This window comes from Bradyrhizobium sp. U531, assembly GCF_051710265.1.
In the GTDB taxonomy this organism is placed as follows: domain Bacteria; phylum Pseudomonadota; class Alphaproteobacteria; order Rhizobiales; family Xanthobacteraceae; genus Bradyrhizobium.
This window is the reverse complement of sequence record NZ_JASVEN010000002.1, coordinates 359323-377150: the sequence shown is the minus strand read 5'-3', so window position 1 is coordinate 377150 and position 17828 is coordinate 359323. Positions and strand designations below refer to the sequence as shown.

Below are 17828 nucleotides of genomic sequence, written 5' to 3'. Positions count from 1 at the left end.
GCAGGCCGGGTTCACCGGCCTGCCGTGCGTTGCCTTACTTCACGGCGGTCTTTTCGAACTGACGCAGCATGGTGTTGCCGCGTTCGACGGCCGCGTCCAGCGCCTGCTTGGCGGTCTTCTTGCCGGCGAGCGCCTGCTCGATCTCTTCCGCCCAGACGTCACGCAGCTGGACCATATTGCCAAGGCGCAGGCCGCGCGAATTCTCGGTCGGCTCCTTGTTGGTCAGCTCGAGCAGCGGGGTCTCGAGATAGGGCTGATCCTTGTAGAAGCCCTCGGCCTTGGCCTTCTCGTAAGCCGCCTTGGTGATCGGCAGATAGCCCGAGGCCTTGTGGATATAGACCTGGCGATCGGTGTCCGAGAGGAAGGTCAGGAATTTAGCAACGCCCTTGTACTCCTCGGCCGGCTTGCCGCCCATGACCCAGAGCGAAGCGCCGCCGATGATGGAGTTCTGCGGCGCGCCCTTGACGTCGGGGTAATAGGGCATCGGCACCGCGGTGAAGGCGAACTTGGCCTGCGCCTTGACGTTGCCGAAGAATGCCGACGAGGTCAGATAGAGCGGACATTCGCCCGAGGTGAAGCGGCCCTCGCCGGTGTTGGTGCGGCCGGCATAATCGTAGGTCTTGTCCTTCTGCAGCTCGACCAGCTTCTCGAGATGCTTGACCTGGAGCGGACCATTGAACTCGAGCTTGGTGTCGAAGCCGTCGAGGCCGTTGGCCTTGCTCGACAGCGGCACGTTGTGCCAGGCGGAGAGCTGCTCGAGATTGACCCAGGTGACCCAGGAATTGGAGAAGCCGCAGGTCGCATGACCGTTGTCATGGAGCTTCTTGGCGGCCTCAAACGTTTCGGGCCAGGTCTTTGGGATCGCGACATTGGCCTTCTTCAGCTCGTCGAGATTGACCCACATGACGGTCGACGACGAGTTGAAGGGGAACGACAGCATCTCGCCCTTCGAGGTGGAGTAGTAGCCGGTGATGGCGGGCAGGTAGATCTTGGGATCGAACTTCTCGCCGGCGTCGGCCATCAGCTTGTAGACAGGCTTCACGGCGCCGGTCGCGGCCATCATGGTGGCGGTGCCGACCTCGAACACCTGCATGATGTGCGGGGCGTTGCCGGCGCGGAACGCGGCGATGCCCGCGTTCATCGTATCGGCGTAGTTGCCCTTGTAGGTGGGGATCACCTTGTAGTCGCTCTGCGCGGCATTGAAATCATTGGCGAGCTTGACGATGACGTCGTTGTTCGCGCCGGTCATGGCGTGCCACCACTGGATTTCCGTCACGGCCAGGGCCGGCGAAGCGCCGAGACCAACCGCGAGTGCAACAGCAGCAGCCGTGCCAAATTGTCGAAGAGCCATCAAGAAAACCTCCCTTGCCCGTCACTAAAGAAGCGCTTGCGCTAGCAGCGCCATATGACGTTCACATGACTGTGTAAGCGGGAGAAACGAAAGCAGCAAGCGCTGCCAAATGGGAAGTCGTCAATTAGGCGAAGACGAAGTGGGCAGCTTCCTCCGTTCGCGGTGCACTATCGTGCCCGCGCCGCAGTGCGGCATCATTCGTTGGAGGGAGGCGGGGGCCGCTAGCGCTTGCGCTCGGGGCCGCAGACCGTGCCCTTTTCGACCATCGCGTCGATCTCGGCCTTGGAGTAGCCGAACTCGCCCAGCACTTCCGCCGAGTGCTGGCTGAATTTCGGCGGCAGCCGGCGCAGGCTCGGCTTGCTGCGGTCGAGCCGGATCGGCGAGGCCACGCCCTTGTACCAGTCCTTCTCGATAATATCGCCGCGCGCGATCGTGTGGGCGTTGGTCAACGCCTGGTCGATCTTCTGCACGGGGCCTGCGGGCAGGCCTGCGGCCAGCAGGCGATTGCACAGCGGCTCGGCCTCGTGCTGGCTGAACACGGCGGCGAGCTCGGCGCGCAGTGCCTCGCGGTTGGCGATGCGGTCCTTGTTGCGGGCGAAGCGCGGGTCGGTGCCGAGCTCCGGCTTGCCGATCTCCTTGGCGAGCTTGCGGAAGGTGCCGTCATTGCCGACGCCGATGAAGATGTTGTCGGTCTTGGTCGGGAAGATCGCGTAAGGCACGAGGTTCGGGTGCTCGTTGCCGGTGAGGCCGGGCGGCTTGCCATGCATGAAGTAGTTCGCGGTGTGCGGATGCATGATGGCAAGGCCGGTCTCGTACAACGTCGTCTCCAGGAACTGGCCCTTGCCGGAACGCTGCCGCTCCGACAGCGCCATCAGGATGCCGATCGCCGCGTAAAGTCCGGTGCCGATGTCGACGAGAGGCACGCCGATCCGCATCGGGCCGCTCTCGAGCGAGCCGGTCGCCGCGATCATGCCGGTCATGGCCTGGATGATGGCGTCGTAGCCGGGATTGCCGCCGCGCGGGCCGTCAGCGCCGAAGCCGCAGATCCGGCAATGCACGAGGCGCGGGAATTTCTGGCTGAGCACGTCGTTGCCGATGCCCCATTTCTCCAGCGTGCCCGGCTTGAAATTCTCGATCAGGACGTCGGCCGTCTCCAGCATCTTCAGCAGCACGGCGCGGCCGCCCTCGGAGGCGAGGTCGAGGCCGATCGAGCGCTTGTTGCGGTTGATGCCGATGAAATAGGCCGCGTCTTCCTCGTGGAAGGGAGGGCCCCATTCGCGCACCTCGTCGCCGGCGGGCGGCTCGACCTTGATCACGTCGGCGCCATGGTCGGCCAGGATCTGGGTGCAGTAGGGACCGCCGAGCACGCGCGTGAGATCGATGACGCGCAGTCCGCTCATTGCGCCCGTTGCTGCTTCAGAACTGGCTGCTTCAGTCATGCCGTCGCTTCCCCTGTGTCGATCATTGACCACAGGCCTAGCGAGGTTTTTTTGCGCCAGCAATGGCTTGATGCGTAGGGCCGCATGCGCCGCGGTGCGACTATCCCGCGGAATGGCAAATCAAGCAGAAGCGGCCGGCCCGAGGGGGATCCCGGGCCAGCCAATCCGCCGTTCCGGTCAGACGACCGTCAGGCGAACGTCGACATTGCCGCGCGTGGCGTTGGAGTAGGGGCACACCTGGTGCGCCTTCTCGACCAGCGCCTCGGCTTCGCTGCGGGCGAGGCCCGGCAGCGAAACGGCGAGGTCGATATCGAGGCCGAAGCCGCCCTCGGAGCGCGGGCCGATGCCGACGGTCGAGGTGACGGAGGCATCCGCGGGAACCTTGGGGCCGCCCTGCGAGGCCACGAACTTCATCGCGCCGATGAAGCAGGCCGCATAGCCGGCCGCGAACAGCTGCTCGGGATTGTTGCCGGCGCCGCCGCCACCGCCGAGCTCCTTCGGCGTGGTGAGCTTGACGTCGAGCGCGCCGTCGAGGGTTGCAGCATGGCCGTCGCGGCCGCCGGTGGCCTTGGCGCTGGTCTTGTAGAGGACGTTCACGGACATTGTCGTCTCCCTTGGGTTTCGATGGGGTGCGTTCTATATCGCAGACAATTAGATTGCGCGCAATTGAAATTGGGGAGCCTCACATTTAATTGTTCGCAATTGAATCTGCGGCCGTCCGGCCCCAGAATGAGGCAAATCCCGCGAGATCCCCATGGCCCGGAAACTATCGACCCTCGATCCGCAAAAGCTCGACAACCAGATCTGCTTTGCGGTCTATTCGGCTGCGCACGCCTTCAACCGCGTCTACAAGCCGCTGCTCGACCGGCTCGGCCTGACCTATCCGCAATATCTGGTGATGCTGGTGCTGTGGGAGCGCGACGACGTGCCGGTCAAGGATATCGGCGAGCGGCTGTTCCTGGATTCGGGCACGCTGACGCCGCTGCTCAAGCGGCTGGAAGCGGCGCACCTCGTCAAGCGCACCCGCTCCAGCGAGGACGAGCGCCAGGTGCTGATCGCGCTGACGGCCCAGGGCCATGCGCTGAAGGAGAAAGCGCGCGCCGTGCCGCAGTCGATCCTGGCGGCCTCGGATTGCTCGGTGTCCGAGCTGATCGCGATGAAAGACGAGATCGTGGCGCTACGGGATCGATTGAATGCGGTGATTGGGGAGTAGCGCCTCGCGAGAGTCCGCCTTCGCCCTGCGGGCTTCGGCGAGACAGCCTTCGCTTCGCGAAGGCTGGTGGAGCCAGGCGGGATCGAACCGCCGACCTCTTGCATGCCATGCAAGCGCTCTCCCAGCTGAGCTATGGCCCCGAAGTCCAGATAGGAGGATCCTGGGGGATCCGTCCCGGCCGGCGAGCGCTCTCAAGCGACTCGCGCGGTGCACCCTTTTTCACAGATCAGGGCTGATCTCAAGTCTCTTCATCACCTCCGACATCACCAATGATGTCGGTCACGTCCTCATCGCCCTCTTCTTCGTCGGCAATGAAGGTCGAATCGTCGTCATCGTCGTCGTCGAGGGTCTCGTCGACTTCGATATCGTCCTCGGATTCAGGCACGGCAGCCTTGACCTTGCCGGTGTTCTCCTCGGCATCGGCCTCCTCGAGCGAGACCTCCTCGACCTCTGCCGGCTCCGGCGTGGTGTCGGCGGCTGCAGCGTGGCGAGCTTCGGCACCGCGAGGAACGCGCGCGGGAGCCACGGGAGCGATCGGCACCACTTCGCCGGTATAGGGCGAGATCACCGGGCTCTTATTGAGGTCGTAGAATTTCTTGCCCGTGGTCGGGCAAATACGTTTGGTTCCGAGTTCGGACTTGGCCACGGCAGGAATCCTGGGAATGTCTGAAAAGCGGTGCTTCACTTGGCTAGTTGGCGGCCCGCTGTCAATAGCGCATTACGGGAGAACGACATGTCCGTGACGGGGCTCGGACCATGTGGTACCTGCCCTCCAGCCCCCTCGAGGGTGCATCCAAGGACATTATCGTGACCCATTCCGACCAAACGAGGCCGCTTCAGTCGCGCGCCAGCGGTCCCCTGACCGGGACAGTACGGGTGCCCGGGGACAAGTCGATCTCCCACCGCGCGCTCATCCTGGGCGCGCTCGCGGTCGGCGAAACCCGGATTTCGGGCCTGCTCGAGGGCGAGGACGTCCTCAACACCGCCAAATCCATGCAGGCGCTGGGCGCCAGGGTCGAGCGCACCGGGGATTTTGCCTGGAAGGTCAACGGGGGAGGTGTCGCAGGCTTCGCCCAGCCCAAAGCGCCCCTGGATTTCGGCAATTCCGGCACCGGTTGCCGGCTGGTCATGGGCGCCGTCGCCGGCTGCCCGATCTCGGCGGTGTTCGACGGCGATGCCTCGCTGCGCAGCCGCCCCATGCGCCGGATTCTCGATCCCCTGGAGAAGATGGGCGCGAAAGTCGTCACCGGAGGTGAGGGCGGCCGCCTGCCCCTGACCCTTCAAGGCGCGCGCGATCCGCTTCCGATCACCTACACGACCCCGGTCGCCTCGGCCCAGATCAAGTCGGCGGTGCTGCTGGCGGGCCTCGCCGCGCCGGGCACCACGACCGTGATCGAGACTGAAGCCAGCCGCGACCACACCGAATTGATGCTGAAACACTTTGGCGCCGATATTTCCTCGGCGCGCGAGGGCGTGCATGGCCGCCGGATCACCCTCAAGGGCCAGCCGGAGCTGCACGGCGCCACCGTCGTGGTGCCCGCCGATCCGTCCTCCGCGGCGTTCCCCGTGGTCGCAGCGCTGATCGTCGAGGGCTCCGATGTCGTCCTGTCCGACGTCATGACCAATCCGCTGCGCACCGGCCTGTTCACCACGTTGCGCGAAATGGGCGCCTCGATCGAGGAGAGCGAAATGCGGGGCGATGCCGGTGAACCCATGGCGAAGCTGCGTGTGCGCGCCTCGAAGCTGCGCGGTGTCGAGGTGCCGCCCGAGCGCGCGCCATCGATGATCGACGAATATTTGGTGCTGGCCGTGGCGGCCTCCTTCGCCGAGGGCACCACCATCATGCGCGGCCTGCACGAGCTGCGCGTCAAGGAATCCGATCGCCTGGAAGCGACCGCCGACATGCTGCGCGTCAACGGCGTGAAAGTGGAGGTCTCCGGCGACGATTTGATCGTCGAGGGCCGCGGCCACGTGCCGGGCGGAGGCACTGTCGCCACCCATATGGACCATCGCATCGCGATGTCCGCGCTGGTGATGGGCTGCGCCTCCGACCAGCCGGTGACCGTCGATGACACCGCCTTCATCGCCACCAGTTTCCCGGATTTCATTCCGATGATGCGTTCGCTAGGGGCCGAGTTTTCATGAGGCCGTGGCCATGAGCGCAGCCCTCGACCGCGATGCCTTGCTGGACGCCTTCGATTCGATCGGCCGTGCTGCGGCCGACGCCGGAAGCAAGCTTCAGATCGCGGTCTATGGCGGCTCGGCTCTCATGCTGGCCAGTAATTTCCGCTTTGCGACCGAAGACGTCGATGTCTCGAAGCTCGAGCATCCGCTGCCGGACTGGCTTGGTAGAGCAGTAGCCGAGATCGCCGCAAGAAATGGGTGGAGCGCCGACTGGTTCAACGACCACGTCGTATTCCGTCTCAGTCCATTGGCGGACCGCGCTGCAGATCATCTCGAATTCGGCACCTTCCCGCGCGACGGCACGCCGCCGGGACTCGAGGTTTCGGTGCCCACCGCGGCATATCTTCTGGCGTTGAAATTGAAGGCGCTTCGCGTCACCGATCCGGTTCGTGGCGAGACGGAGCGGCTGGATATCCTGAACCTGATGAAGGTGGTGGGAATCTCGACCGTTGAGGAGGCCATCGCGCTGCTCGGCCAATATTTTGCCGGCCTGGGTCTGCGATCCGGCACGACGCCTTGCCGAGCCATGGTTCACTGCACCGTCCCCCTCCGACGCAATGCGCGAATATCTCACTTTTGCGAGTCCCGCGGAGTTCGCGTCTCGCAATATCTTCACCGAAGAGCGGCCATTGCGACGTGCGCGCGGGCCGCAGACAGCCAAGGTTTGAGTGACATGATCATCGCCATCGACGGGCCCGCGGCCTCCGGGAAGGGAACCCTCGGCAAGCGCCTTGCCCATCATTACGGCTATCGTCACCTCGATACCGGCGTGATCTACCGCGCGGTGGCCTATGCCCTGATGCAGTCGGGTCATGATCTCCGTGACGAGGCGGCGGCCGTGCAGGCCGCGCTGGAGCTCGACCCCGAAAAGTTCGGTAATCCCGCGTTGAAGACCCAGAAGGCTGGCGAGGGCGCCTCGATCGTGTCGGCGATCCCGAAAGTCCGTGAGGTCCTGCTCAATTTCCAGCGGCAATTCGCCGCCGATCCGCCCGGCGCGGTGCTGGATGGCCGGGACATTGGAACCGTGATCTGCCCGGATGCCGACGTGAAGATCTTCGTCGTCGCCGACCCCAAGGTCCGTGCCCGCCGCCGGACCATGGAGGCGAGGGCGAGGGGCGAGGCGGCGGACGAGGCGGCCGTGCTCGCCGATATCATCCAGCGAGACGAACGCGACAAAAACAGGCCGATTGCGCCTTTGAAACCGGCCGCGGATGCTTACTTGCTTGATAACTCCCAACTGGATATAGAAGGCGGCGTCCGGGCCGCCATCGACATTATCGAGGCCGTCCGAGCGGGCCGGTCGCGGGGTTAAGCCGCAGCCGTCATTGGAGGAAGCGCCCGCTCCCGCTCTTTGAGGTCGATACATCAGGTCCCTGCTCGGGACTGATGCGATCCAGGCTCCGGACAAAGATTTTCCACGTATCGAACACGCGGGCCCTGCCGGCCCGCTTCCGCTGTTTCGGCGCCAGCCGGAGCAACGAGCGGTCGCCTGAAGGTCTTGCGGGCCTTCCGACACTGCGTGTGCGATGCGCCCATGACCCCAACGGCCGGCAAGACATCCGCAACTGGAGAACAAATGGCTTCGACTTCTGCTGATACCTATAGCCCGTCGCGCGACGATTTCGCAGCGATGCTCGACGAGTCCTTCGCAGGTGGCAACCTGCAGGAGAGCTCGGTCGTCAAGGGCAAGGTGGTTGCAATTGAAAAAGACATGGCCGTCATCGACGTCGGCCTGAAGACCGAGGGCCGCGTCGCCCTGCGTGAATTTTCCGGCCCCGGCCGTGACAGCGAATTGAAGGTTGGCGACGAGGTCGAAGTGTTCCTCGATCGCATCGAGAACGCGCTTGGCGAAGCCGTTCTGTCGCGCGACAAGGCTCGCCGCGAAGAGAGCTGGGGCAAGCTCGAGAAGGCCTTCCAGAACAACGAGAAGGTCAACGGCGTCATCTTCAACCAGGTCAAGGGCGGCTTCACCGTCGACCTCGACGGTGCCGTGGCCTTCCTGCCGCGCTCGCAGGTCGACATCCGTCCGATCCGCGACGTTGCGCCGCTGATGAACAACTCGCAGCCGTTCCAGATCCTCAAGATGGACCGCCGCCGCGGCAACATCGTGGTGTCGCGCCGCACGGTTCTCGAAGAGACCCGCGCCGAGCAGCGCCAGGAGCTGGTGCAGAACCTCGAAGAGGGTCAGGTCATCGACGGCGTGGTCAAGAACATCACCGATTACGGTGCGTTCGTTGATCTCGGCGGCATCGACGGCCTGCTGCACGTCACCGACATCGCGTGGCGCCGCGTCAACCACCCGACCGAGGTGCTCTCGATCGGCCAGACCGTGAAGGTCAAGATCATCAAGATCAACCACGAGACGCACCGCATCTCGCTGGGCATGAAGCAGCTGCTGGACGATCCGTGGCAGGGCATCGAAGCCAAGTACCCGCTGCAGGCTCGCTTCACCGGCCGCGTCACCAACATCACCGACTACGGTGCGTTCGTCGAGCTCGAGCCGGGCATCGAAGGCCTGATCCACGTCTCCGAGATGTCGTGGACCAAGAAGAACATGCATCCCGGCAAGATCGTTTCGACCTCGCAGGAAGTCGAAGTGCAGGTGCTGGAAGTCGATTCCGTCAAGCGCCGCATCTCGCTCGGTCTCAAGCAGACCATGCGCAACCCCTGGGAGGTCTTCGTCGAAGGTCACCCGACCGGTTCGGTGGTCGAGGGCGAAGTCAAGAACAAGACCGAGTTCGGTCTGTTCCTGGGCCTCGAGGGCGACGTCGACGGCATGGTCCATCTCTCCGACCTCGACTGGAAGCTTCCGGGCGAGCAGGTGATCGACAACTACAAGAAGGGCGACATGGTGAAGGCCGTGGTGCTCGATGTGGACGTCGAGAAGGAGCGCATCTCGCTCGGCATCAAGCAGCTCGAAGGCGACCCCTTCGCCGAGCCGGGCGATGTCAAGAAGGGCGCGGTCGTGACCTGCGAAGTGCTCGAAGTGAAGGAGAGCGGCATCGAGGTGAAGATCACCGGTACCGACTTCACCACTTTCGTGAAGCGCTCCGAGCTCGCTCGTGACCGCAACGACCAGCGCGCCGAACGCTTCGCCGTCGGCGAGAAGGTCGATGCCCGCGTGATCCAGTTCGACAAGAAGGCCCGCAAGGTCCAGGTGTCGATCAAGGCGCTCGAAGTCGCCGAAGAGAAGGAAGCCATCGCGCAGTACGGCTCCTCCGATTCGGGGGCGACGCTGGGCGACATCCTTGGCACCGCGCTCAAGAACCGCGACAGCAAGTAAGCGAAACCTAGGTTTTGCTGACATCAGAGCCCCGGCGCGAGCCGGGGCTTTTTTGTTGGGGCGACATACACAACTGTCGTCCCGGACAAGCGTAGGTCCCGGCAACGCGTAGCGTTGTCGGGAGCGGAGCGCCGATCCGGGACCCATAACCCCAGGGAGAAGTTTGGCGAAGACTCGGAGTTGCTAGCCCGCGCGACGACGTCTCCCTGGGGTTATGGATCCCCGCCTTCGCGGGGATGACGACTGAATTTGTGGCGATTTGCTGAGGCCCCACCAGGCCTTGTTTTCTTCAAATTGCGCCGCAATTGATGTATCCAGATAAGCTGTTGGTCACGCCGTGACGGCACAACGCGTCCAGTCTTTCATTTGGAGAATTCCGATGTCGCTCGATTCGGACATCATCGTCGATCGCCGCCGGATCCGTCGCAAGCTGACGTTCTGGCGCGTCGTGGCTGCGCTGATCGCGATCGCGGCGATCGCAGGCTTTGCGCTGATGGCAACGCCCGGCGCGCGGGGCAGCTTCGCATCCGCCGGCTCGATCGCGCGCGTTCACATCGAAGGCCTGATCCGCAGCGATTCCGATCGCACCCAGGCGCTGGAGCGGCTGGAGAACTCGCAGGCGGCCGCCGTCATCGTTCACATCAATTCGCCCGGCGGCACCACCGCCGGCTCCGAGCAGCTCTATGACTCGCTGGTCCGGCTCAAGGCGAAGAAGCCGCTGGTCGTGGTGGTCGAGGGCCTGGCTGCCTCCGGGGGCTACATCACTGCGATTGCGAGCGACCACATCGTCGCCCAGCAGAGCTCGCTGGTCGGATCGATCGGCGTGCTGTTCCAATACCCCAACGTCTCCGAGCTGCTGAAGACCATCGGCGTCAAGGTCGAGGAGGTGAAGTCCTCGCCGCTGAAGGCCGCGCCCAACGGTTTTGAGCCGACCAGTCCCGAAGCGCGGGCCGCTCTCGATGCGCTGGTGAAGGATTCCTACGCCTGGTTCAGGGGGCTGGTGAAGGATCGGCGTGGCATGGATGACACGCAGCTCGAGAAAGTGGCTGATGGCCGCGTCTTCACCGGACGCCAGGCGATCGATCTCAAGCTGATCGACCAGATCGGCGACGAGAAGACGGCGGTGAGCTGGCTTGTCGAGAACAAGAGCGTCAAGAAGGGTCTGCCGGTACGAGACTACAAGCTTCAGCCGCGCTTTGGCGATCTGCCGTTCCTCAAGACGGCCGCCGCGATCACGCTGGAAGCGCTTGGTTTGGGCTCGATTGCGCATCAAATCGGGCAAACCGGCGTCGCGCAGGCGGTCGACCGGTTCGGAATGGATGGAATGCTGGCTCTGTGGCAGCCGGCCGCGTCAAACTGAGAGGGCTGGGCGAGCTTCCCAGGGTTTTCCCGTCTGGCGGGCATCGGGGCAGCCCGCTTTTTCGGCATTTGTCACGCATTTTCCCGATGCTCAATCTTGATTTAGCGTCTTGACAGATCACGGTATTTTCACGGAAATGGTCATCCGCACGCTCCCGGGTCCTATCTCTCGATGATCAAATCCGAACTTGTTCAGCGTATCGCCGAGCACAACCCGCATCTGTACCAGCGGGATGTCGAGAACATTGTGAATGCGATTCTCGAAGAGATCGTAGCGGCCCTCGCGCGCGGTGACCGCGTCGAGTTGCGCGGCTTCGGTGCCTTCTCGGTCAAGCATCGCCCTGCACGCGCCGGGCGCAATCCGCGCACGGGCGCCCATGTGCCCGTCGACCAGAAGAGCGTTCCGTTCTTCAAGACCGGCAAGGAAATGCGCGAGCGGTTGAACCGCGACCATCCGGATCCTGGCGCGCCCGATTGAGGCTGTCGTCGTCGGGGTTTAACCGAACGGTCGCATAGTGCGGCCGCAAGCTTGATTCAAGACGAGCGATCGCGATGCGAAAATTCCTGACCGCGCTGATCGTGATCCCGCTGGGCCTGATCCTGGTGGCATTTGCCGTCGCCAACCGGCATTTCGTCACGGTCTCCTTCGACCCCTTCATTTCGGACGATCCTTCACTCTCCGTCACGCTGCCGCTGTTCCTGTTGCTGATCCTGGTGGCGGGAATCGGGGTTCTGGCGGGCGGCTGTGCGGTCTGGTTCGGTCAGCGGCACTGGCGGCGCGCCGCGCGGCGGAACGATGCGGAGGCGCGGGCCGCCAGGGGCGAACTGGCCGATCTGCGGGCCCAGGCGGCCGCGGCGAGGCCCGAATCCCAGCGCCTTCCCGTTCCCTCCGGGGTCGGGCTTTACGGGCCCATCGGGCGAGACAAGCAGCGCGCGACGTTGTAGAAGCGGCCCCGACCGAAAACCCCGTTTTCCGGCCGCGGATCCGCGGCCTCCATTTGCTTTGAAACCATGCCCCTGCTCGTCAAAATCTGCGGCCTCTCCACGCGCGAGACGCTCGAAATAGCGCTCGACGCCGGCGCCGACATGGTGGGGTTCGTGTTCTTTCCGCCGTCGCCCCGGCATCTGGCGCTGGAGCTCGGGCGCGAGCTCGGCCGCCAGGTCAAGGGCCGCGCGCTCAAGGTGGCGCTCACTGTCGATGCCGACGATGCGACGCTCGACAACATCATGGTTGCGCTGTCGCCGGACATTTTCCAGCTCCACGGCCAGGAAAGCGTCGCGCGGCTGCGTGACATCAAGCAGCGGTTCGGCCGCCCCGTGATGAAGGCGGTCCCGGTCGCGACCGCCAGCGATCTGGCGGTACTGCCGGGCTATGCCGCGGTCGCCGATCGCATCCTGTTCGACGCGCGCGCGCCGAAGGATGCGACCCGGCCCGGCGGCCTGGGAGAGCCGTTTGATTGGCGCCTGTTGCAAAACCTTGAGCTCGCGCTCCCGTATATGGTTTCAGGCGGGCTTCACGCTGACAACCTCGCCGAGGCGCTCCGCGTCACCCGCGCGGGTGGCGTCGACGTCTCTTCCGGTGTCGAGAGCGCCCCCGGCGTCAAAGACCCCGAGATGATCAAGGCTTTCATTCGCGCCGCGCGCGCCACTCAAGAGTTGAGCGTTCGATGAACATCGCCAAACCAAACTCCTATCGCAGCGGTCCCGACGATCGCGGCCATTTCGGCATCTTCGGCGGACGCTTCGTCGCCGAAACCCTGATGCCGCTGATCCTCGACCTAGAGAAGGCCTACACCGCGGCCAAGGCCGATCCGGCCTTCCAGGGCGAGATGAACGGTTATCTCAAGAACTATGTCGGCCGGCCCTCGCCGCTCTATTTCGCCGAGCGCCTCACCGAGCATCTCGGCGGCGCCAAGATCTATCTCAAGCGCGAAGAGCTGAACCACACCGGCTCGCACAAGGTGAACAACGTGCTCGGCCAGATCATGCTGGCGCGGCGCATGGGCAAGAAGCGCATCATCGCCGAGACCGGCGCGGGCCAGCACGGTGTCGCCACAGCGACGCTGTGCGCGCGCTTCGGGCTCGAATGCGTGGTCTACATGGGCGCCGTCGACGTCGAGCGGCAGCAGCCCAACGTCATCCGCATGGAGATGCTGGGCGCCACGGTGGTCCCTGTGCAGTCGGGCACGCGCACGCTGAAGGACGCCATGAACGAGGCGCTGCGCGATTGGGTCACCAACGTGCACAACACGTTCTACTGCATCGGCACGGTGGCGGGGCCGCACCCCTATCCGACGCTGGTGCGCGACTTCCAGTCGATCATCGGCAACGAGACCAAGACGCAGATGCAGGAGGTCGAGGGTCGCCTGCCGGATTCGCTGGTCGCCTGCATCGGCGGCGGCTCGAATGCGATGGGCCTGTTCCATCCCTTCCTCGACGATCCCTCCGTCGAGATCTTCGGCGTCGAAGCCGCGGGCCACGGGCTGACGCAGCTGCATGCCGCCTCGATCGCGGGCGGCCGTCCCGGCGTGCTGCACGGCAACCGCACCTACCTGCTGATGGATGCCGACGGCCAGATCCAGGACGCGCATTCGATTTCTGCCGGCCTCGACTATCCCGGCATCGGCCCCGAGCATTCCTGGCTGCACGAGGTCGGCCGCGTGAACTATCTCTCCGCGACTGACGACGAGGCGCTCGCCGCGTTCCAGCTGCTGTCGAAGCTCGAAGGCATCATTCCCGCGCTGGAGCCGGCGCATGCCATCGCCAAGGTGATGGAGCTCGCGCCGAAGCGGCCGAGGGATCACCTGATGGTCGTCAACCTCTCCGGCCGCGGCGACAAGGACGTCCCGCAGGTCGGCGATATCCTGAGGGGCAAGAAGTGACCACGCGTATCGACACTCGCTTTGCCGAGTTGAAGAAGCAGGGCCGCGCGGCCTTCGTCACCTATGTGATGGCCGGCGATCCCGATCCCGTGACGTCGCTCGAGATCGTCAAGGCGCTCTCGAAATCAGGTTCCGACGTCATCGAGCTCGGCATTCCCTTCACCGATCCGATGGCGGATGGTCCCTCGATCCAGGCCGCCGGCCTCCGCGCGCTGAAGATCGGCATGACCTTGAAGAAGACGCTCGGTCTCGTGAGCGACTTCCGCAAGGCCGACAATTCCACGCCCCTGGTGCTGATGGGCTATTACAATCCGATCTACATCTACGGCGTCGACAAGTTCCTGGCTGATGCCAAGACGGCTGGCGTCGACGGCCTGATCATCGTCGATCTGCCGCCGGAGGAAGACGAAGAGCTCTGCATTCCCGCGCTGAAGGCGGGCCTGAACTTCATTCGCCTGGCGACCCCGACCACCGACGACAAGCGCCTGCCCGCGGTGCTCGCGAACACGTCAGGCTTTGTCTATTACGTCTCCATCGCCGGCATCACTGGCGCGGCGGCCGCGGACGCGAATGTCGTCGGCGAAGCTGTCGCGCGCATCAAGCGGCACACGAGCTTGCCGATCTGCGTTGGCTTTGGCATCCGCACGCCGGAGGCGGCGCGCGCCATTGCCGAGAAGGCCGACGGCTCCGTGGTCGGCACCGCGCTGGTCGATGCACTCAAGAACAGCCTCGATGCCGAGGGGCGGGCGACCGCCAAAACCGTTAACGCCGTCGCCGAGTTGACGGCGGCCCTGGCACAGGGCGTCAAGGGCGCGAAACAGGTGGCGGAATAGGCCATAATTCCGCTTTTGGAGCGGGCGACACGGCGGCTTGCCGGGCGGAGACCCGGCCGCCATATATCCCTTCAGGCGATCGCCCAGGCGGCGTCGCACATCGGAGCAAACCATGAACTGGCTTACCAATGTGGTCCGGCCGAAGATCCGAAACATGCTGCGGCGGGAGACGCCGGAGAATCTGTGGATCAAGTGCCCGGATTCCGGACAGCTCGTGTTCTACAAGGACGTCGAGGCAAACCAGTTCGTCATCCCCGGCTCGAATTATCACATGCGCATGGGCGCGGTGGCGCGTCTGAAGTCGATCTTCGACAACGAGACCTGGTTCGACGTCGCGCTGCCCGAGGTCACGCCCGACCCGCTCAAGTTCCGCGACGAGAAGAAATATGTCGATCGCATCAAGGATGCGCGGGCGCGCACCAATTTGAATGACGCGATCAAGGTCGGCTACGGCAAGCTCGAAGGCGCCGGCGTCGTCGTCGCCGTGCAGGATTTCGACTTCATGGGCGGCTCGCTCGGCATGGCCGCGGGTGAGGCCATCGTGCGCGGGCTCGAGCTCGCGGTCGAGAAGAAGTCGCCGTTCATCGTGTTCGCGGCATCGGGCGGCGCGCGCATGCAGGAAGGCATCTTGTCGCTGATGCAGATGCCGCGCACGACGGTCGCCGTGCAGATGCTGCGCGAGGCGAAGCAGCCTTATATCGTCGTGCTGACCAATCCGACCACCGGCGGCGTCACCGCCTCCTACGCGATGCTGGGCGACGTGCAGATCGCCGAGCCCGGCGCGTTGATCGGTTTTGCCGGCGCGCGCGTGATCGAGCAGACCATCCGCGAAAAGCTTCCCGAGGGCTTCCAGCGCGCCGAGTATCTCAAAGACCACGGCATGGTCGACATGGTCGTGCATCGTCACGAACTGCGTCCGACCCTGGCGCGGCTCTGCCGCCTGCTGACCAAGGCACCGGCGCAGGACGGCCCATCGAAGTCCGTGCAGCCGGTCGCGAGCCCGGCACAGATCGTCTCGGCCGCTGAGACGGCGCCGGCTGCGCCCCACGCGTGAACGCGTCCCTTGACAGCACGAAGACGCCGCTCGGCGAATTGATCGGGCGGCTGTCGGCCCTGCATCAGAAACGCATCGATCTGGGCCTCGAGCGGATGAACCGCCTGCTCGAACGGCTCGGCCATCCCGAACGCAAGCTGCCCCCGGTGATCCATGTCGCCGGCACCAACGGCAAGGGCTCGACGGTTGCATATCTGCGCGCGACGCTGGAGGCCGCGGGCCTGCGCGTCCACGCCTATACCTCGCCCTATCTCGTCCGCATCAACGAATGTTTCCGGCTCGGCCGCATCGGTGGCGGCGTGTTGGTCGGCGACGACGAGTTGCGGGCGGCGCTGGAAGAGGTCGAGCGCGTCAATGCCGGCGAGGCCGCGACCGTGTTCGAGCTGAAGACGGCGGCCGCCTTTCATCTGTTCGCGCAGAACCCGGCCGATGCGGTGCTGCTCGAAGTCGGCCTCGGCGGCCGGCTCGATTCGACCAATGTCGTCGACGCGCCGGCGGCCTGCGTGATCACGCCCGTCAGCATGGACCACATGGATTTCCTGGGCGACACGCTGACCTCGATCGCCGGCGAGAAGGCGGGGATCGTCAAGCGCGGCGTGCCCGTGATTTGTGCCGAGCAGATGCCGGAGGCGATGGCCGTGATCGAGGCGCAGGCCAAGCGCATGCGCGCGCCGCTGTTTGCGGCGAACGAGAGCTGGCACGTCAATGTCGAGCGCGGGCGCCTCGTCTATTCCGACGAGCGCGGCCTGATGGATCTGCCGGCGCCGCGTCTATTCGGCCGCCACCAATTCGCCAATGCCGGCCTTGCCATCGCAACGCTGCGCGCGATCCCGACCTTCAAGATCGGTCAAGCGGCGTTCGAAGCCGGAATCGTCGGCGCCGAATGGCCGGCGCGGATGCAGCGTCTCACCTCGGGCGAATTGCCCGGCTGGGGCCCGCAAGGCTCGGAGATCTGGCTCGATGGCGGGCACAATGCCGAAGGTGGCCGCGTCGCCGCCGCTGCGCTCGGCGATCTCGAAGAGCGGGTGTCGCGCCCGCTGGTCGTGATCGCGGGCATGATGGCCAACAAGGATGCGCAAGGCTTCCTCGCCAATTTCGCCGGCCTCACCCGTCACATCATGGCGGTGCCGATCCCCGATACCGAGAACGCGATGCCGGTCGATCGCCTCGCGGACGCCGCGCGCAGCCTCGGCATGCGCGTCGAGATCGCGCCCGGGATCGAAGCCGCGTTGCGCGCTTTGTCGAAACTCGCCTATGAAGTGCCGCCGCGCATCCTGATTACGGGCTCGCTGTATCTGGCCGGGCATGTGCTGGGCTTGAACGGCACGCCTCCTGCATAGGCGGTCTCGTGTCCCGGACGCGGTGCAGCGTGCAACGCTGCTCCGCAGAGCCGGGACCCAGAATGTCTGCCACATGGGCCCTGGCTGCAGCGCACCGCTGAAGAAGCACTGCGTTGCGTCCGGGGCAAGAGAGAGTCCCCAATGCGATTTGCCGCGATTGCCGACATCCACGGAAATCACCTCGCGCTCGAAGCAGTGCTCGCCGACATTCGCGCGCACGGCATCGAAGACATCGTCAATCTCGGCGACATGCTGAGCGGCCCGCTCGATGCGCGCCGCACCATCGAGATCCTGATGAGGCTGGACGCCGTGCACGTAGCTGGCAATCACGACCGCTATCTGCTCGACCGGCCGCCGGAGAAGATGGGGTCGTGGGATCGTCCCGCCTACGACGCGCTCGACGCCGCGCAGCTCGACTGGCTGCGTGCGCAGCCGAAGACCCGCCTGTTCCGCGACCGCGTCTTCCTCTGCCACGCAACGCCGGACAATGACGAAATCTATTGGCTCGATACCGTACACCCGGACGGCGCGGTGGCGCTGTCGCCGCTGGACCGGATCGAGCAATACGCGCTGGGGATCTCGCAATCGCTGATCCTCTGCGCCCACACCCATCTCGCCCGCGCCGTGCGCCTGCGCGACGGCCGGCTGATCGTCAATCCCGGCAGCGTCGGCAGTCCCGGCTTTCGCGACAAGCATCCGTATCCGCACGTCGTCGAAGCCGGCACGCCGCATGCGCGTTATGCAATCCTCGAATTCGTTGGTGGTGCCTGGCAGGTGACGTTCCGCAACATCGCCTACGATCACGAGGCCATGGCGGCGTTGGCCCGTCGTAACGATCAGCCGGAGCTTGCGAACGCGCTGGCGACGGGATGGATCGGGTAGCTCTTCTC

The 17828-nt window shown here is 64.8% G+C and carries 17 protein-coding genes and 1 tRNA gene; 13 read left to right on the top strand and 5 right to left on the bottom strand.

All coding sequences use genetic code 11. The annotated features are described in order from the left end of the window. Positions 1-34: 34 nt before the first annotated feature. The 3 genes from ugpB to QRQ56_RS13610 form a co-directional block, all read right to left on the bottom strand. A complete protein-coding gene (gene ugpB / locus QRQ56_RS13620) occupies positions 35-1351 on the bottom strand; it encodes a sn-glycerol-3-phosphate ABC transporter substrate-binding protein UgpB (RefSeq protein WP_438740672.1) in 1317 nt (438 codons plus the stop codon). 221 nt (positions 1352-1572) lie between these two features. After that, positions 1573-2790: a CaiB/BaiF CoA transferase family protein gene (locus QRQ56_RS13615; protein ID WP_438740670.1), complete on the bottom strand. Its 1218-nt coding sequence runs from the start codon at positions 2788-2790 to the stop codon at positions 1573-1575. Positions 2791-2967: 177 nt separating this feature from the next. Next, entirely contained in the window at positions 2968-3393 is a 426-nt protein-coding gene (locus tag QRQ56_RS13610; RefSeq protein ID WP_063198878.1) for an organic hydroperoxide resistance protein, read from the bottom strand. A 151-nt stretch (positions 3394-3544) separates the two neighbouring features. On the opposite strand from QRQ56_RS13610, the gene QRQ56_RS13605 reads away from it, so the two are divergent. Next, entirely contained in the window at positions 3545-4003 is a 459-nt protein-coding gene (locus QRQ56_RS13605; RefSeq protein ID WP_438740669.1) for a MarR family winged helix-turn-helix transcriptional regulator, read from the top strand. A 64-nt stretch (positions 4004-4067) separates the two neighbouring features. On the opposite strand, the gene QRQ56_RS13600 is transcribed toward QRQ56_RS13605, so the two are convergent. Both QRQ56_RS13600 and QRQ56_RS13595 read right to left on the bottom strand, forming a co-directional pair. Next, a tRNA-Ala gene (locus QRQ56_RS13600) sits at positions 4068-4143 on the bottom strand. A 98-nt stretch (positions 4144-4241) separates the two neighbouring features. Next, entirely contained in the window at positions 4242-4649 is a 408-nt protein-coding gene (locus QRQ56_RS13595; RefSeq protein WP_438740667.1) for a TIGR02300 family protein, read from the bottom strand. A 110-nt stretch (positions 4650-4759) separates the two neighbouring features. On the opposite strand from QRQ56_RS13595, the gene aroA reads away from it, so the two are divergent. From aroA to QRQ56_RS13535, 12 genes are all read left to right on the top strand, one after another. Then, the gene (gene aroA / locus QRQ56_RS13590; RefSeq protein ID WP_438740666.1) at positions 4760-6148 is read left to right on the top strand and encodes a 3-phosphoshikimate 1-carboxyvinyltransferase; all 1389 of its coding nucleotides are present in this window, start codon (positions 4760-4762) and stop codon (positions 6146-6148) included. A gap of 712 nt (positions 6149-6860) precedes the next feature. Continuing rightward, on the top strand, positions 6861-7499 hold the full coding sequence (gene cmk, locus QRQ56_RS13585; RefSeq protein WP_438741465.1) for a (d)CMP kinase: 639 nt from the start codon (positions 6861-6863) through the stop codon (positions 7497-7499). 264 nt (positions 7500-7763) lie between these two features. Next, positions 7764-9470, top strand: a complete 1707-nt coding sequence (gene rpsA / locus QRQ56_RS13580) for a 30S ribosomal protein S1 (protein ID WP_438740664.1) — start codon at positions 7764-7766, stop codon at positions 9468-9470. Between the two features lie 379 nt (positions 9471-9849). After that, positions 9850-10830, top strand: a complete 981-nt coding sequence (gene sppA, locus QRQ56_RS13575; RefSeq protein WP_438740663.1) for a signal peptide peptidase SppA — start codon at positions 9850-9852, stop codon at positions 10828-10830. A 171-nt stretch (positions 10831-11001) separates the two neighbouring features. Continuing rightward, entirely contained in the window at positions 11002-11307 is a 306-nt protein-coding gene (locus tag QRQ56_RS13570) for an integration host factor subunit beta (RefSeq protein WP_007598410.1), read from the top strand. Between the two features lie 74 nt (positions 11308-11381). Further along, positions 11382-11774, top strand: coding sequence for a lipopolysaccharide assembly protein LapA domain-containing protein (locus QRQ56_RS13565; RefSeq protein ID WP_438740661.1), 393 nt, complete (start codon positions 11382-11384; stop codon positions 11772-11774). Between the two features lie 66 nt (positions 11775-11840). Beyond that, on the top strand, positions 11841-12500 hold the full coding sequence (locus tag QRQ56_RS13560; protein ID WP_438740660.1) for a phosphoribosylanthranilate isomerase: 660 nt from the start codon (positions 11841-11843) through the stop codon (positions 12498-12500). Continuing rightward, complete coding sequence (gene trpB, locus QRQ56_RS13555; protein ID WP_438740658.1) at positions 12497-13711, top strand: tryptophan synthase subunit beta; 1215 nt, start codon at positions 12497-12499, stop codon at positions 13709-13711. The genes QRQ56_RS13560 and trpB overlap by 4 nt, the downstream gene beginning before the upstream one ends. After that, positions 13708-14544, top strand: a complete 837-nt coding sequence (gene trpA / locus QRQ56_RS13550; protein ID WP_438740657.1) for a tryptophan synthase subunit alpha — start codon at positions 13708-13710, stop codon at positions 14542-14544. The genes trpB and trpA overlap by 4 nt, the downstream gene beginning before the upstream one ends. A 112-nt stretch (positions 14545-14656) precedes the next feature. Continuing rightward, complete coding sequence (accD, locus tag QRQ56_RS13545) at positions 14657-15598, top strand: acetyl-CoA carboxylase, carboxyltransferase subunit beta (RefSeq protein WP_438740655.1); 942 nt, start codon at positions 14657-14659, stop codon at positions 15596-15598. Beyond that, positions 15595-16938, top strand: coding sequence for a bifunctional folylpolyglutamate synthase/dihydrofolate synthase (locus QRQ56_RS13540; protein ID WP_438740653.1), 1344 nt, complete (start codon positions 15595-15597; stop codon positions 16936-16938). The genes accD and QRQ56_RS13540 overlap by 4 nt, the downstream gene beginning before the upstream one ends. A 141-nt stretch (positions 16939-17079) precedes the next feature. Beyond that, positions 17080-17820 carry a metallophosphoesterase family protein gene (locus QRQ56_RS13535; protein WP_438740651.1) on the top strand — a complete coding sequence of 247 codons (741 nt, stop codon included), beginning with the start codon at positions 17080-17082 and terminating at the stop codon, positions 17818-17820. Positions 17821-17828: the final 8 nt, after the last annotated feature.

Excerpts from the sequence above, each read along its gene's own strand:
- QRQ56_RS13605 (WP_438740669.1), top strand. The coding sequence starts at position 3,545 with ATGGCCCGGAAACTATCGACCCTCGATCCGCAAAAGCTCGACAACCAG.
- QRQ56_RS13615 (WP_438740670.1), bottom strand. The coding sequence starts at position 2,790 with ATGACTGAAGCAGCCAGTTCTGAAGCAGCAACGGGCGCAATGAGCGGA.
- QRQ56_RS13610 (WP_063198878.1), bottom strand. The coding sequence starts at position 3,393 with ATGTCCGTGAACGTCCTCTACAAGACCAGCGCCAAGGCCACCGGCGGC.
- trpB (WP_438740658.1), top strand. The coding sequence starts at position 12,497 with ATGAACATCGCCAAACCAAACTCCTATCGCAGCGGTCCCGACGATCGC.
- QRQ56_RS13535 (WP_438740651.1), top strand. The coding sequence starts at position 17,080 with ATGCGATTTGCCGCGATTGCCGACATCCACGGAAATCACCTCGCGCTC.
- QRQ56_RS13565 (WP_438740661.1), top strand. The coding sequence starts at position 11,382 with ATGCGAAAATTCCTGACCGCGCTGATCGTGATCCCGCTGGGCCTGATC.
- rpsA (WP_438740664.1), top strand. The coding sequence starts at position 7,764 with ATGGCTTCGACTTCTGCTGATACCTATAGCCCGTCGCGCGACGATTTC.
- sppA (WP_438740663.1), top strand. The coding sequence starts at position 9,850 with ATGTCGCTCGATTCGGACATCATCGTCGATCGCCGCCGGATCCGTCGC.
- aroA (WP_438740666.1), top strand. The coding sequence starts at position 4,760 with ATGTGGTACCTGCCCTCCAGCCCCCTCGAGGGTGCATCCAAGGACATT.
- cmk (WP_438741465.1), top strand. The coding sequence starts at position 6,861 with ATGATCATCGCCATCGACGGGCCCGCGGCCTCCGGGAAGGGAACCCTC.
- QRQ56_RS13560 (WP_438740660.1), top strand. The coding sequence starts at position 11,841 with ATGCCCCTGCTCGTCAAAATCTGCGGCCTCTCCACGCGCGAGACGCTC.
- accD (WP_438740655.1), top strand. The coding sequence starts at position 14,657 with ATGAACTGGCTTACCAATGTGGTCCGGCCGAAGATCCGAAACATGCTG.
- ugpB (WP_438740672.1), bottom strand. The coding sequence starts at position 1,351 with ATGGCTCTTCGACAATTTGGCACGGCTGCTGCTGTTGCACTCGCGGTT.
- QRQ56_RS13570 (WP_007598410.1), top strand. The coding sequence starts at position 11,002 with ATGATCAAATCCGAACTTGTTCAGCGTATCGCCGAGCACAACCCGCAT.